Consider the following 15,246-nt stretch of genomic DNA (forward strand, 5'->3'; position numbering starts at 1 on the left):
AGCCGCGAGGCGCGATAGCGCAGCGCTCCCCTTGCCCGAGAAGAAGCCGCAGCCGCGACGGCGCGCACCCGCGCGGGCCGACCGACCGTTCCGCGGCATCGCGCTGATCCTGCTCTCGACGCTGTTCCTCGCCACCTCGGACGTCACGGCGAAATATCTCACCAAGACGCTGCCGCCGATCGAGATCACCTGGATGCGCTTCGTCGTATTCGCTGCGATCATGATTCCGGCGATGCTGCCCGGCTCGCCGCTCTTTGCGCTGCGGACCACGCGTGTTCGGTTCCAGTTGCTGCGCGGCTTGGCGCTGCTCGGCTCCTCGATCCTGTTCATCAGCGGCTTGCGTTACCTGCCGATCGCGGAGGCCTCAGCCACCAGCTTCGTTGCGCCCCTGTTCGTCACGGCGCTGTCGATCGTCTTTCTCAGCGAGAAGGTCGGACTGCGGCGCTGGATCGCGACCATGGTCGGGCTCGCGGGCGTTGTCATCATCCTGCGTCCCGGCACCGGCGCGTTTCGGATGGCGGCGCTGTTTCCGATCGCATCCGCTTTCGCCTGGGCCTGCACGCTGGTGATGACGCGCGTGATGAGCGGGCGCGAGCATGTGATGACCACGATGACCTATTCGTCGATCGCCGGCGTCTGCGTGCTATCGGCCCTGGTGCCGCTGGTCTGGGTGGCGCCGACCTGGCACGACGTTCTGTTCGGGCTATTGGTCGGCGTTGCGTCGACCACGGGACAGTGGATCGTGGTGCTGGCGTTCCGTTATGCGGACGCCTCGGTGCTGGCGCCGTTCTCCTACATCCAGTTGCTGTGGGCCAGCATTTTCGGCTTCGTCGTCTTTGGCGAGGTGCCGGATGCCTGGACCATCACCGGTGCGGTCTTCATCGTTTCCAGCGGTCTTTATACCGCCCATCGCGAGCGCGTCCGGCGCTCGCAGCTCTTGACCGTGGTTGGCGAGACTTCGCCCAATCCGTGAAGCCTGGAATGACTGCAAGCGGTTCGAGCTTGGATCGCTTTCGCTCCAATGCTACCTCTCGCCGGACAACAAGCCTCACGGGAGAACGCCGCCATGATCGCCTTGACGCCTGAAGCCGTGTTGCCGGACGACGGCACCAAGGGGACGTTGGTCGGCCGCGTGTGGCGGCCAGATGTCGAAGGCCCCGCTGTCGTTGCGGTGCGCGGCGACGGCGTATTCGACGTCACCGCCGCTTTCCCGACTGTGAGCACGTTGTGCGAACAGGGCGATCCGGCCGCTGCGCTGCGCGCCGCCAAGGGCGAGCGTATCGGCGATCTCGCCGCCATCCTTGCCAATACGCCGCCCGACAGGCGCGATTCCACCAAGCCGTGGCTGCTGGCGCCGGTCGATCTGCAGGTGCTCAAGGCCGCCGGCGTCACCTTTGCGATCTCGATGCTGGAACGCGTGATCGAGGAGCGGGCGCGCGGCAATCCGGCCTCGGCGGAGGCGATCCGCAAAGAGGTCGTGCGCCTCGTGGGGGACGATTTCTCCAAGCTCAAGCCAGGCTCGGATCAGGCGATGCACCTGAAGCAGGTGCTGATCGAGCAGGGCGCCTGGAGCCAGTATCTCGAGGTCGGCATCGGGCCGGACGCGGAAGTCTTCACCAAGGCGCCCGTGCTGTCGTCGGTCGGCACCGGCATGGATGCCGGGCTGCATCCGAAATCGACCTGGAACAATCCGGAGCCGGAGGTCGTGCTCGCGGTCTCGAGCGAGGGCAAGATCGTCGGCGCCACGCTCGGCAACGACGTCAACCTGCGCGACTTCGAAGGCCGCTCGGCGCTGCTGTTGTCGAAGGCCAAGGACAACAACGCCTCTTGCGCCATTGGCCCGCTACTGCGCCTGTTCGACGCGACGTTCTCGCTCGATGACGTCAGACAGATGGAGGTCGCGCTCGAGGTGAAGGGCGCCGACGGCTTCGTGCTCGACGGCCATTCATCCATCAGCAGGATCAGCCGCGATCCGACCGATCTCGTCGGCCAGACGGTCGGCCGGGTGCATCAATACCCGGACGGGTTTGCGCTGTTCCTTGGCACGATGTTCGCGCCGGTGAAGGACCGCGACGCGCCGGGGCAGGGCTTCACCCACAAACGCGACGACATCGTCACCATCGCAGCGCCTCAGCTCGGCAAGCTCGTCAACCGCATGCGCCCCAGCGACGAATGCGAGCCCTGGACTTTCGGCGTTGGCGCATTGATGCGCAGCCTGGCACGGCGCAAGCTGATTTGACCGCCTCAAGCACGACCTGACGCGAGTTGGCTCAGGCGAATTGTCCTGCGCCCTTGCGCAGCCGGTCCTGCTGATTTGCCTGATCCGCGAGAACGGCACGCTGCGGCATGCGCGAAGGTGAATGCTCGCGATCGGTAGCAAGTGCGCCGCGCCGCGGTTCGTGCGGCCGCTGGGTGCGCATCTCCTCGTCAGCGGACTGTGTCGGCACCAGCGAAAGCACCTTCTCGAAAGGATCGATCGGCGTCTCGCTGCTGCTTTGTGGCTGAGGTCGCCGCGCCACCAGCGTCTTGAGCTTGCCGAGCAGGCCGGCCGGCTCCTCCGCAGGCGCCGACTCGAACGGATCGGCGTAGAAGGTCGCGCCGGCCTTCTCGACGAGACCGGCCAGTGCGCTCACCATGCGCGGCGAGCCGCAGGCATAGACCACATCGGATGCGGTCAGTGTCGGCATATGGGCCTCGATCCGACCGCTGCGAATGGACGGGTGATTGGCAGGTCCTTCCTCCACCGTCGGAATCACCGTGACGTTCGGCAATCGGGCCAGCTGCGCCAGCACCGGAGTCATGTAGAGCGCAGGCAGCCGGCGCGCGCCCGCGATCACGACGATCGGGCGCTCTCTGGATTCGCGCAAGGCAACGGAAGCGATGGCCCAGATCGGCGCGAAGCCGGTGCCGCTCCCGGCCAAGATCAGCCGGCCGGAGCCGCCGGGACGCAGGAACGCATGACCATAAGGACCCTGGATGCGCAGCCGATGGCCGGGCCTGATGCTGGTGCCGAGCGCCGACGTCAGCCGCCCGCCACGTACACGCTTGATGTTGAGATGGATGACGCGTCCGCCGATGCGGCCGTCGAAGGATGCGGTAGGGCTGTAGGCCCGTGCCGGAAAGCCGTTGAAGGTGAAACGGAAATACTGTCCCGGCAGATAGCTGATGCTCTTTTCCGGCGCGATCATGAGCTCCATGATGTCGGGTGCGAGCTCGCGCAAGCCGACGAGCCGAGCCCGGGCAGTGTCGATCTCGGGCACATCCTCCATTTCGACCTCGAGGTCGGAGACGACGCGCGCCTGACAGGCATGAACCATGCCCTGTGTATGCGTTTCGCCGCACACGGTCTGGCCCTTGGCGACGTGCACCATGCAGGTGCCGCAGGTCCCGGCGCGGCAGTCGTATGGAATCTCGACGCCGTTCGCCAGCGCTCCGTCGAGCAAGACATCGCCGGCACGGACCCGAAAGGTGCGGCCCTTGACCGAAACAGTCCTGAAATTGCTCATGGTTCACTCCTCAAATCGGGCGCAAGGACACGGCGTGGTCTGGGGCGTGCCTGCCGCGGCCCCGGATCACGCGACCTCGCGCGAGACGTCACGCTTTGCCTGGTGCTACACGAATGAGATTCTTGTTCGCCGTCGTCTCGAACCGGCCGGACCAGTAGGTCGACGCCATCACCGGGCGCTTCAACCAGCTCACCTTGGGCGCGCGGAGCACGATGAACCAGAAGAAGAACGGCGTGGTCACTAGATGTGAGACGAGCGGAAACCAGTCCGGCAGCAGAGAGGCCGGGCCGGGGAGACGGTACCAATAATAGGTGCTGACCGCGGCGGCCGCGAAAATGCGGTGCAGGGTGGCGCGCGCGTCGGGCTTGTGGCGCAGGACGTACTCGCAGCACTTGAAGACGAGATAGGTCACGACGCACGCAATCAGCGGCCAGGCGTAGGTGATCATGACCGCGTGGTTGTCCACCTCGTCCGGGGCATAATCCCTGACCTGGTACCAGCCCCAGACGAAGCCGGGAAAGCTCCCGACCAGGAAATTCCCGAGGAATTGCTGGAGCCTGTTGCCGCTGGTCACGGTCGGCGACAATTCGGGCGTCGAATCCGGGCACGGATTGCTGCATCCCTCGCACAGATTGCAGCGCGCATTCTTGAAGGTGAGCGCGGGGTTGGTGCCGTACAGCCGCTCCACCGGGTGGATGGGGCATAGCGAGGTGCACCAGCCGGATCGCATCTCGAACAGCGATCCCATCGTGAAGGCGATGACCGCCGCGGATAGCAGCATGATCGCCGTCAGCGGGCCGTCCACGTTCAAGCCGATGCGCCGCATGGGGACGACGACGAACAGCAGGATCACGCTGATCAGGCCGAGCCCGGCCGCACCCCATTCGGGCATCCTGATGTTGCGCGAGATGCCGAGCTTCTGCGGCAGCATGTGCATCGTCGCCATCGGGCAGACATTGCGCCACAGGCCGGGCGAGATCGTCACCAGCGCCGGCGCGATGGGGATCAGGAAATTCCACATCAGCGCGATGCCCGCGGCCGGCCAGAACAGTAGCAAGCCGACCAGGACCACGCCCACGGTGAACATGACGGATTGAAGCGCGACCCAGACGCGCCGGCTCTTGGGGCTTACCGTGCGACTGCTGGAAGCTGATTTCGGGCTATATCTCGTGGGTGCGACGCGCACGGCCATGTTGGCCTGTGAGAATGATCCTCGGCGCTGCCGCGGAGACTCGAATTTGGCTGACTGACGGGCGCTGTTGTTCTGCATTGCTGTCCAGGCGCGGGGTTTGACATCAAGAGCGCGCGACGGATCCGACACCGATAGCCTGCGGCTGATGGCCGCGCACACTCAACTGTGAAGCTAGTAGGAAGATGTGGCCGTTTTGGATGGCCATTATGAACATCCCGGGGCCTTGCTGCGGTCGGCCTGCGGCGGGTTGATTTAGATCAAACGGTCATCGATTTTTGATCCAGATCAATGCGCCGACGCGACGGAGCCGGCGGGCACATTGTCAGTGCCGCGCTCCCCATGGTCGCTCCCGTCGGATCTTGGTGATCCGGGTGCTGGCTGCGTGAGCGGGCCAAGCCTACGTCGACGGTGCATAGGCGCATGCACAATTTGCCCGTCGTGCCAGTTTGCCGCATAGCTGCGGCCTTGCCGTGTCGGGCAAATCACAACGATCATCTCGGTCATCCTGCTCGCGACGAAGAGGGCGTTTCGGCCAATCGTCACGAAACGTAGCGGCGGGGAGCGGTAGACGCGGATGGTGCGGAATGACGAGCGCGCCTGATGCGGACGGTCAAGTCGCGCGGTCCTGATACTCCGACGCAAGTATCCCGCGCAACGCGCGCAAGCGCGTTGTCGCGCACGGTGGCCAGAAAGCCCGGCGCACCGGGGAGAACGCGAAGCAGCCGTTAAAACTATCGCGCAGGGAAGGCCGGGATGTCTTGGCCGAACCTGTGGTGACTGCCGCCTGCTTTTTTTCTGCAGGCGGGCCATGGGAGCGGCGAGCTCCCGGCCTTCCCTGTGCCCTCTCTTATGAGGGAGGGACAAACGAACTTGCAAAGCTCGGACGCAAATGCGCCGCGGGAATGAAAACGTATGTCTCGACGCCGTCATTGCGAGCGAAGCGAAGCAAGCCGGAGTGTTGCACAGCGGCTGGACTGGATTGCTTCGTCGCTTGCGCTCCTCGCAATGACGACAGCGGAGATCGTGGCCGGCACCTGCTCAGACCGGCAGCGCGATCGAGTACTTCACCTGGCTCAATGCGAAGCTGCTCTCGATCGAGGCGATGCCGTCGAGCTTGGTCAGCTTGGTTTTCAGAAAGGCTTCATAGGACGAGAGATCAGCCGCCACGACACGCAGCAGATAGTCGCGATTGCCCGTCATCAGATAGCACTCCAGCACTTCCGGCCATTTCGAGATCGCCCGCTCGAAACGCGCGAGGTCTTCCTCCTTCTGCCGCGCGAGCTTGATCGAGATGAAGACGGAAACGTGCAGCCCCAACGCCTTCTGGTCCACGGTGGCGATGTAGTTGGTGATCACGCCGCGCTCCTCCAACAGCTTCACCCGCCGGTGGCAGGGCGACACCGACAGCCCGACCTTGCCGGCGAGCTCCTGCATGGTGATGCGGCCGTCGGCCTGCAGAATGCCGAGGATTTTCCGGTCGATGGCGTCGAGGTCAGGCATTGGAACAAAATCCGAGATGCGCGGGTTACATTGGAAAACTATACCAAAAATCAGGGTCGAAGCGCAAGAAATTGAGAATAATGGCCGTGCCGCCGGGATTAACATGCTCGAATCCGAAAGCCTCCGGGGAGGAGCACCATGGCGACGTCGTCTGCGCGGTCCGAACGTCTCGACCTTTTGAATGCGCTGGCCCGCAAAGTGCTGTGGCTGTCGTCCTGGACCATCCACCACGCCAACCACATCCGTCCCAATGTGGACGGGCTGAAGGTCGGCGGCCATCAGGCCTCGTCGGCCTCGCTCGCGACCATCATGTCGGCGTTGTATTTCGCGGTGCTGCGGCCCGAGGATCGCGTCGCGGTGAAGCCGCATGCCAGCCCGGTGTTCCACGCCATTCAATATCTGTTCGGCCGGCAGAGCCGCGAGAAGCTGGAGAATTTCCGCGGCTTCAAGGGCGCGCAGTCTTATCCATCACGCACCAAGGACACCGATGACGTCGACTTCTCGACCGGCTCGGTCGGCCTCGGCGTCGCGCAGACTTTGTTCTCCTCGCTGGTGCAGGACTACGTCAGCGCGCATGGCTGGATGAAGGACCGCCGCGAGGGCCGCATGATCGCGCTGGTCGGCGACGCCGAGATGGACGAGGGCAACATCTTCGAGGCCCTGGCGGAGGGCTGGAAGCATGGCCTGCGCAACACCTGGTGGATCGTCGACTACAACCGGCAGAGTCTCGACGCGGTGGTGCGCGAAGGTTTGTGGGAGAAGTTCGAGACCATGTTCCGCAATTTCGGTTGGGACGTGGTGATCGTCAAATATGGACGCCTGATGCGCGAGGCCTTCGCTGAGCCCGGCGGTGAAGCGTTGCGGCGCTGGATCGATAATTGCCCGAACGCGCTCTATGCGGCGCTGTGCTTCCAGGGCGGCGCGGCGTTTCGCAAGCATCTTTTGGACGACATCGGCGATCAGGGCGACGTTTCTCGCCTGATCAACAAGCGCGGCGACGACGAGTTGCTGGCGCTGATGTCCAACCTCGGCGGCCACGACATGGCGAGCATGCTGGAGGCATTCGAAGCCATCGACCACGACCGCCCGGTCTGCTTCATCGCCTACACCATCAAGGGCGTCGGCCTGCCGTTCCAGGGCCACAAGGACAATCACGCCGGGCTGATGACAGTGGCGCAGATGGAGACATGGCGCAGCAAGCAGGACATCCGGCCGGGCCACGAGTGGGATAAATTCGAGGGGGTACCGCAGGATCCGGCACAGCTCGAAGCCTTTCTCGCAAGCGTGCCGTTCAATCGCGGCGAGCGGCGGCTGAGCGATGCCGTGTTCGACGTGCCGGAGCGATTGACGTTCACGGCGTCGGCGCAGATGTCGACCCAGCAGGGCTTTGGCCTGATCCTCAACGATCTCGCCCGTGGCGACACGCCGCTGGCCTCGCGCATCGTCACCGCCTCGCCCGACGTGACTGTCTCGACCAATCTCGGCGCCTGGGTCAACCGCCGCGGCCTGTTCGCGCGTGCCGAGAAGGCGGACCTGTTTCGCAGCGAGAAGATCCCGTCGACCTATAACTGGGCTGCCTCGCCGAAAGGCCAGCATATCGAGCTCGGCATTGCCGAGATGAACCTGTTCATCCTGGCCTCCGCGCTCGGCCTCTCGCATGCGATCAATGGGGCGCGGCTGTTGCCGGTCGCCACTCTCTACGATCCCTTCATCGAGCGCGGCCTCGATGCACTGAACTACGCCTGCTACCAGGATGCGCGCTTCATGGTAGCGGCGACACCGTCGGGAGTCACGCTGGCGCCGGAAGGCGGCGCGCATCAGTCGATCGCTACCCCATTGATCGGCATCGCGCAGGATGGCCTTTCGTCGTTCGAGCCGGCCTTTGTCGACGAACTCGCCGCCATCATGAAATGGGGTTTTGCCCATATGCAGCGCGAGGCGGGCGAGGGCGGCTCGGTTTACTTGCGGCTGTCGACGCGAAGCATCGAGCAGCCGCAGCGGATCATGACCCCGGAGTTGGAGACCGGCATCACGGAGGGCGCCTATTGGCTGCGTAAGCCGGGTCCCAATGCGGAGGTGATCGTCGCCTATACCGGTGCGGTCGGACCGGAGGCGATCGAGGCGACCGGCCTGATCGGCGAGAGCCGGCGCGATGTCGGCCTGCTCGCGATCACGTCGGCCGACCGCCTGCACGCCGGATGGACCGCCGCGCGGAATATTCGGCGCGCCCGCCGCGGTGTGCAGCATTTGAGCCATATCGAAAAGCTGCTCGCGCCGCTGCCGCGCGACTGCGGCATCGTCACGGTGATCGACGGCCATCCGGCGACGCTCGGCTGGCTCGGCAGCGTGCGCGGCCATCGCGTCGAAGCGCTCGGCGTCGAACGCTTCGGCCAGACCGGTACGATCGACGACCTCTATCGTTTCAACGGCATCGACGCCAACGCGATCATCGATGCGGCCGAAAGCCTCACCGGTGCGCCCGTGCTGCATCGCAAAATGGCGGTGTGATCAAAACTTCGTTCAACACATACGCCAGTCGCATGCGGCTGTCGCCCCTGCGAAAGCAGGGCCCATAACCACAGGGAGAAATTGTTGATTAGCAGTTAAGGGATTACGGGCAGCGGGCCAAACATAAGCATTCCGCGGGATGGATCCCGGCTTTCGCCGGGATGACGGCGAGTACGTGGTTGCCGCCTTGCCAGCGTCACGCTCGCACCCTTATATCCTCGCCAGCCGCAACGCTGGCCCGCATATGGCGGGTTCATCCAAAAAGGCATTCGTGCAAGGATGCTGGCACGAAACGCCCCCTCCATTTGCTCTCCCGATTTGAAGAGGTTTTCCGATGGTCAACCGCATGCAATTCTACATCGACGGCGCCTGGGTCGATCCGGTCGTCAAGAAATCCACTCCTGTGGTCAATCCTGCGACCGAGGAGGCGATGTATGAGGTTGCGCTCGGCTCCAAAGCCGATGTCGACAAGGCCGTCGCCGCCGCCAAGCGTGCGTTCGAAACCTATTCCCAGACCTCGCGCGAGGAGCGCGTCGCGCTGCTCGAGAAGATCGTCGCGATCTACAAGAGCCGCATGAAGGAGATCGGCGCTGCGATCTCCGACGAGATGGGCGCACCGCTGCCGATGGCGGAGAAGCTGCAGTCCGGTGCCGGCCTCGGCCATTTCATGACCACGCTGGAAATCCTGAAGAACTATCACTTCGAGGAGCCCTGTGGCTCCGCGACCCTCCTGCGCGAGCCAGTCGGCGTGGTCGGCATGATCACGCCCTGGAATTGGCCGATGAACCAGATCGCCTGCAAGGTTGCGCCGGCGCTGGCGGCAGGCTGCACCATGATCTTGAAGCCGTCGGAGTTCACCCCGACATCGGCGCTGATCCTTGCCGAGATCATTCACGAGGCCGGCGTGCCGAAGGGAGTGTTCAACCTGGTCAACGGCCTCGGCCCGGAGGTCGGTGCTGCGATGAGCGAGCATCCCGACATCGACATGATCTCGTTTACCGGCTCGACCCGGGCCGGCATCGATGTCGCCAAGCGTGCCGCACCAACCGTTAAGCGTGTCAGCCAGGAGCTAGGCGGCAAGTCGCCGAACATCATCCTCGAGGGCGCCGATCTGACGAAGGCGGTGACCGGTGGCGTCATGCACATGTTCAACAATTCCGGGCAGTCCTGCAACGCGCCCTCGCGGATGATCGTGCCGCTGTCGAAGATGAAGGAAGTGTCCGCGATCGCGAAAGCCGCAGCCGACAAGACCAAGGCTGGTGATCCGCGCGGCGAAGGCACCACGATCGGTCCGGTGGTCAATCGCGGCCAGTGGGAGAAGATCCAGGCCCTGATCAACAAGGGCATCGAGGAGGGCGCGACCCTGGTAGCCGGCGGTCCCGGTCTGCCGGAGGGCGTAAACAAGGGCTACTACGTGCGCCCGACCATCTTTGCCGACGTCAAGCCAGAGATGACCATCTCCCGCGAGGAGATCTTCGGACCGGTGCTCGTGATCATCGGCGCGCAGGACGAGGCGGATGCGGTGCGGATCGCCAACGATACGCCCTATGGTCTCGCCGGCTATGTCTCGGCCGGGACGATCGAGAAGGCCCGCGAGATCGGCCGCAAGATCCGCGCCGGCAACGTCAATCTTCAGGGCGTGCCGAACGATCGCACCGCGCCATTCGGCGGCTACAAGCAGTCCGGCAACGGCCGCGAATGGGGCAAGTTCGGTCTGGAGGAATATCTCGAGGTCAAGGCGGTCGCGGGCTACAACGCGGCTTAACTGCGAGTGAAGAGGCGTAGGGTGGGCAAAGCGAGAGCGTGCCCACCCTTCACGTCGCGAAGAGAGATGGTGGGCACGGCACTGCGTGCCTTTGCCCCACCCTACGATGGCCAAGCTATCCGCCCAGCGCACCCTGCGTATTCACGTAGAGCGCGTAGATCGACTGGCTCGCCGCCATGAACAGCCGGTTGCGCTTGAGGCCGCCGAAGCAGACGTTGGCGCAGCGCTCCGGCAGCGCGATCCGGCCGATTGGGGCGCCGTCGGGCGCAAACACCATGACGCCGTCGAGCTCGGGCTTGCCCATGCCCCAGCCGCACCAGAGATTGCCGTCGACGTCGCAGCGCATGCCGTCCGGCGTACCGGGCCCGGCGTCGATGTGGACGCGCTTGTTGCGGAGCGTCGCGCCATCGGGCGAGACGTCATAGGCCAGGATCTTGCGATTGGGTTCCCCGCGGGACTCGACGACGTAGAGGATCTTTTCGTCGGGCGAGAAGCACAGCCCATTCGGCCCCAGCACGCCTTCGGCGACGATGCTGGCTCTGCCGGTTGCACCGTCGATGCGATAGACATTGGCGTCGATCTCGGACTCGGCCTTGTAGCCCTCGTAATTTCCGAGCAGGCCGAAGGTTGGATCAGTGAACCAGACCGAGCCGTCGGATTTCACCACGACGTCGTTGGGAGAGTTCAGCCGCTTGCCGTCGAAGGAGTCGATCAGCACCGTGATGGAACCGTCATACTCGGTGCGCACGACGCGCCGCCCGCCATGCTCGCAGGTGACGAGCCGGCCCTGACGGTCGCGGGTGTTGCCATTGGCAAAGTTCGATGGCTTGCGGAAGATGCTGACCGCGCCGGTTTCCTCCTCCCATTTGAGGATGCGCTGGTTGGGGATGTCGCTGCACAGGAGATAACGGCCGTCGCCGAACCATACCGGCCCTTCGGCCCAGCGCAGGCCGGTGGCGAGGCGTTCCACGGCCGAGAGTTTCAGCCAGTACGTCTCGAACCGCGGATCGAGCGCCTGGATTGCCGGATCGGGATAATAGGTCGCCGGGTGCCAGCCTTGGGACGGAGCATTCGCATCGGACATTTGCTGATCTCGTTGTTGCGTTCCCTCACTGAATGTCTGCTATCATTCTTGTGCAATGACCGCAAACGAGTGGTTGGAATCCAACCACGAGCGAAGCGAATACGAGGGACGAAATGCCACGCATCTTGATGACCGGCGCGAGCGGGGGAATCGGCACATCGCTGCGCAAGCTGCTGCCGCCGATCTATCCGGACCTTCTGCTCAGCGATTTGAAGCCGCCGGCCGATCTGTCCAGCCAGGAGACGTTCAAGGCAGCCAATCTGGCCGATCTCGCGCAGGTCGAGGCGCTGTGCGAAGGGATCGACGGCATCCTGCATTTCGGCGGCTACTCGGTCGAAGGCCCTTGGAACGATATCCTGCAGGCCAACATCGTCGGCGGCTACAACCTGTTCGAGGCCGCCCGCAAAAAGGGCGTGAAGCGGGTGGTCTTTGCCTCGTCCAACCACGCCGTTGGATTCTATCCGCGACATCGCAAGATCGACAACGATGTCCAGCCGCGTCCTGATGGCCGTTACGGCGTCAGCAAGGTTTTCGGCGAGGCGGTCGGGTCGCTTTATGCCGACAAGCATGGTCTCAAGGTGACCTGCATCCGTATCGGCAATTTCGGCGAAAGACCGCTCGATCGGCGCAGGCTTTCGATCTGGCTGAAGCCGGAAGACCTGGTGCAGCTCTGCCGGATCGGGCTCGAACACCCGGACATTCATTTCGAGGTTCTCTATGGCGCCTCGCTCAACGAACGCGCTTGGTGGGACAATCAGCGTGCCTATGATCTTGGCTACCGGCCGACCGGGCGCGCGGAGGATTTTCGCGAGCACGCGTTTGCCGAACAGGCCAAGCTGCCCGCCGATCCGATCGCCGACTACTACCAGGGCGGTTCGTTCTGCAGCGTCGAATTCGACGGGGACACAAGCGGGATGATCGACTGGGGGTAACAATTGCAATGTCATTCCAGGGCACGTCCGAAGGACGTGAACCCGGAATCTCGATATGGGAGCCACGAAAGACAAGCTCCAGATCCCGGTTTCATCCGGTGGCGCGGTTGCCCCCGGAATAACGGTTCAAACAGAAAACAAAAAGAGACCAAGCATGACCGACGGATTGCGGAAGGGATTGACCGCTTACGGCGACGCCGGATTTTCGCTGTTCCTGCGCAAGGCCTTCATCAAGGCGATGGGCTATTCGGACGATGCACTGGATCGCCCGATCGTGGGCATCACCAATACCTATAGCGACTACAATCCCTGCCACGGCAACGTGCCGCAGATCCTAGAGGCGGTGAAGCGCGGCGTGATGCTGTCCGGCGCAATGCCCTTCGTGTTCCCGACCATCTCCATCGCGGAAAGCTTTGCGCATCCGACCTCGATGTATCTGCGCAACCTGATGGCGATTGAAACCGAGGAGATGATCCGGGCCCAGCCGATGGATGCCGTGGTCGTGATCGGCGGCTGCGACAAGACACTGCCGGCGCAGATCATGGCGGCGGTTTCTGCCGATCTGCCGACTGTCGTCATTCCGGTCGGGCCGATGGTAGTCGGCCATCACAAGGGTGAGGTGCTGGGCGCCTGCACCGATTGTCGCAGGCTGTGGGCAAAATATCGTGCCGGCGAGATCGACGATCAGGAGATCGAGGCGGTCAATGGCCGGCTCGCGCCATCGGTCGGCACCTGTATGGTGATGGGGACGGCTTCCACCATGGCCTGCATCACCGAGGCGCTGGGTCTCTCCCTGCCGATGAGCGCGACCATCCCGGCACCGCACGCCGAGCGCTTCCGCTCGGCCGAAGCGAGCGGGCGCGTTGCAGCCGAGATGGCCAAGGCGAAGGGACCGCGGCCGACCGAGCTGTTGACCCCGGCGGCGTTCAAGAATGCGCAGGTGGTATTGCAGGCCATTGGCGGCTCGACCAACGGCCTCATTCACCTGACGGCGATTGCCGGCCGCACGCCACACACGATCGACCTCGACGCTTTCGACAGGCTCGGCCGCGAGGTGCCGGTGCTGGTCGATCTCAAGCCGTCGGGCGAGCATTACATGGAGCATTTCCATCATGCGGGCGGGGTGCCGAAACTGCTCAAGCAACTCGGGAATCTCATCGACCTCGATGCGAAGACCGTCACCGGCGAGACGCTGCGCGAGGTCGTCGCCAAGGCTGAGGACGTGCCAGGGCAGGATGTGATCAGGCCGCGGCAGGATCCGATCAAGCGCGAGGGCGGTCTGGCGGTGCTACGCGGCAATCTTGCGCCGCGCGGTGCCGTGATCAAGCATTCCGCGGCCAGCGAGAGGCTGCTGCAGCATACCGGACGCGCCGTCGTGTTCGAGTCGATCGAGGACATGACGCTGCGGATCGATGATCCCGGCCTCGACGTTTCGGCGGACGACGTCCTGGTGCTGCGCAATGCCGGGCCGAAAGGCGCGCCGGGCATGCCGGAGGCCGGCTATCTGCCGATCCCGAAGAAGCTGGCGCGCGGCGGCACCAAGGACATGGTGCGGATTTCGGACGCGCGCATGAGCGGGACAGCTTTCGGCACCATCGTGCTGCACATCACGCCCGAGTCCGCTGTCGGCGGGCCGTTGGCGCTGGTTCGGACGGGAGACAGGATCCGGCTCGATGTCGAACAGCGCAGCATCGATCTGCAGGTCGACGACGCCGAGCTTGCAACGCGCCGTGCCGCGTTGACGGCGGCGTCAACGCCGGATTGGGCCTCGCGCGGCTATGCGCATCTGTTCCACGAGACCATCCTGCAGGCCGACGAGGGCTGCGATTTCGACTTCATGCGGCGAACGGGGAAAGCGTGAGATCGGGCTCACTTCCCTTTGCTGGTAAAGCGCTTCACCGCAGCCTTGAATTCGTCCGTGTGCATGCAGGCGATGATCGCGTCGCGCTCGGCGTCAAGCTGCTGTTCGACAGTGCTCGTCGCTGCGCGACGGATCAGGGCCTTGGTCGCGGCCAGCCCCGCCGACATGTTCTGCGCCAGCCGCTGCGCAATCTCCCGCGTCGCGGCCATCAGTTCGAGGCCCGGCACCACCTTGGTGACGAGGCCCCATTCGTAAGCCTGCTGGGCCGTAAAGCTGTCTTCGGCGAGGAAGATCTGCAGCGCGCGGCGGATACCGACACTCGCCACCACGCCGACGGTGCCGCCGCCATCGGGCGAGACGCCGAGCTTGGCATAGGCCGGCGTGAAGCGCGCCTCTTCGGCCGCGATGCAGAGATCGGCGGCAAAGGCGAGCGACAGGCCGGCGCCCGCCGCCGAGCCGTGCACGCTGGCGAGCACGATCTTGGGCATCCGCCTGAGGCAGGCGATGAAGGCGTGATAATGGTGCAACAGCTCGCCGACGACGGGCGTGATGGTATCTGCCTCCGCTGCGGCGCCAATGGTCTGCAGGTCGCCGCCGGCGCAGAAAGCCCGGCCTTCGCCTCGCAGCACCAGCACCCGAATGTCCTTGTCCGCCTCGATCTGGAGAGCCAGGTGTTCCAAACTTTGCGCAATGGCCAGATTGATGGCGTTGAACGCGGCGGGCCGGTTGAGCGTGATGGTGGCGATCGGCCCATCGATCGACAGGAGCGCGGGCTCCTCGGATTGTGCAGGCTCCGGCATCGGATTCCTCCCCAGGTATCTATCGTTGGCGGCGATTTAAATCGCAGAGCCGGGGCGGTGACAATCCCAGAGAAGTTTGCGACAACCCGGCTCTGGCT

The 15,246-nt window shown here is 64.2% G+C and carries 11 protein-coding genes; 6 read left to right on the plus strand and 5 right to left on the minus strand.

Annotated features, from left to right (window positions below; translation table 11 throughout):
* The first annotated feature begins 31 nt into the window (after positions 1 to 31).
* On the plus strand, positions 32 to 973 hold the full coding sequence (locus QX071_RS23490; RefSeq protein WP_409977537.1) for a DMT family transporter: 942 nt from the start codon (positions 32 to 34) through the stop codon (positions 971 to 973).
* Between the two features lie 93 nt (positions 974 to 1,066).
* Positions 1,067 to 2,239: a fumarylacetoacetate hydrolase family protein gene (locus tag QX071_RS23495; RefSeq protein ID WP_315706333.1), complete on the plus strand. Its 1,173-nt coding sequence runs from the start codon at positions 1,067 to 1,069 to the stop codon at positions 2,237 to 2,239.
* A 31-nt stretch (positions 2,240 to 2,270) separates the two neighbouring features.
* Here QX071_RS23495 and QX071_RS23500 read toward each other — a convergent pair whose 3' ends face one another.
* The 3 genes from QX071_RS23500 to QX071_RS23510 all read right to left on the minus strand — a co-directional run bounded on the left by QX071_RS23500 (position 2,271) and on the right by QX071_RS23510 (position 6,198).
* On the minus strand, positions 2,271 to 3,506 hold the full coding sequence (locus QX071_RS23500; protein WP_315706332.1) for a 2Fe-2S iron-sulfur cluster-binding protein: 1,236 nt from the start codon (positions 3,504 to 3,506) through the stop codon (positions 2,271 to 2,273).
* Positions 3,507 to 3,594: 88 nt separating this feature from the next.
* Complete coding sequence (locus tag QX071_RS23505) at positions 3,595 to 4,698, minus strand: ferredoxin (RefSeq protein ID WP_315706331.1); 1,104 nt, start codon at positions 4,696 to 4,698, stop codon at positions 3,595 to 3,597.
* A 1,038-nt stretch (positions 4,699 to 5,736) separates the two neighbouring features.
* Positions 5,737 to 6,198, minus strand: a complete 462-nt coding sequence (locus QX071_RS23510) for an Lrp/AsnC family transcriptional regulator (RefSeq protein WP_315706330.1) — start codon at positions 6,196 to 6,198, stop codon at positions 5,737 to 5,739.
* 138 nt (positions 6,199 to 6,336) lie between these two features.
* On the opposite strand from QX071_RS23510, the gene QX071_RS23515 reads away from it, so the two are divergent.
* Together QX071_RS23515 and QX071_RS23520 are read left to right on the plus strand one after the other, a co-directional pair.
* Positions 6,337 to 8,706, plus strand: a complete 2,370-nt coding sequence (locus QX071_RS23515; protein WP_315706329.1) for a transketolase — start codon at positions 6,337 to 6,339, stop codon at positions 8,704 to 8,706.
* Positions 8,707 to 9,040: 334 nt separating this feature from the next.
* Positions 9,041 to 10,471 (plus strand): aldehyde dehydrogenase family protein, encoded by a 1,431-nt coding sequence (locus tag QX071_RS23520; protein WP_315706328.1) that lies wholly within the window; start codon positions 9,041 to 9,043, stop codon positions 10,469 to 10,471.
* Positions 10,472 to 10,586: 115 nt separating this feature from the next.
* Here QX071_RS23520 and QX071_RS23525 read toward each other — a convergent pair whose 3' ends face one another.
* Positions 10,587 to 11,555 carry an SMP-30/gluconolactonase/LRE family protein gene (locus QX071_RS23525; RefSeq protein ID WP_315706327.1) on the minus strand — a complete coding sequence of 323 codons (969 nt, stop codon included), beginning with the start codon at positions 11,553 to 11,555 and terminating at the stop codon, positions 10,587 to 10,589.
* 113 nt (positions 11,556 to 11,668) lie between these two features.
* Between QX071_RS23525 and QX071_RS23530 the strand changes: the two genes are divergently transcribed.
* Together QX071_RS23530 and QX071_RS23535 are read left to right on the plus strand one after the other, a co-directional pair.
* Positions 11,669 to 12,487 carry an NAD(P)-dependent oxidoreductase gene (locus QX071_RS23530; RefSeq protein WP_315706326.1) on the plus strand — a complete coding sequence of 273 codons (819 nt, stop codon included), beginning with the start codon at positions 11,669 to 11,671 and terminating at the stop codon, positions 12,485 to 12,487.
* A gap of 154 nt (positions 12,488 to 12,641) precedes the next feature.
* Positions 12,642 to 14,348: an IlvD/Edd family dehydratase gene (locus QX071_RS23535; protein ID WP_315706325.1), complete on the plus strand. Its 1,707-nt coding sequence runs from the start codon at positions 12,642 to 12,644 to the stop codon at positions 14,346 to 14,348.
* Between the two features lie 8 nt (positions 14,349 to 14,356).
* Here the strand turns inward: QX071_RS23535 and QX071_RS23540 are convergent, their stop codons facing one another.
* Complete coding sequence (locus QX071_RS23540; RefSeq protein ID WP_315706324.1) at positions 14,357 to 15,148, minus strand: enoyl-CoA hydratase/isomerase family protein; 792 nt, start codon at positions 15,146 to 15,148, stop codon at positions 14,357 to 14,359.
* Positions 15,149 to 15,246: the final 98 nt, after the last annotated feature.

Origin of the sequence: Bradyrhizobium sp. SZCCHNS1022 (genome assembly GCF_032484835.1) — a bacterium.
Classification (GTDB): domain Bacteria; phylum Pseudomonadota; class Alphaproteobacteria; order Rhizobiales; family Xanthobacteraceae; genus Bradyrhizobium.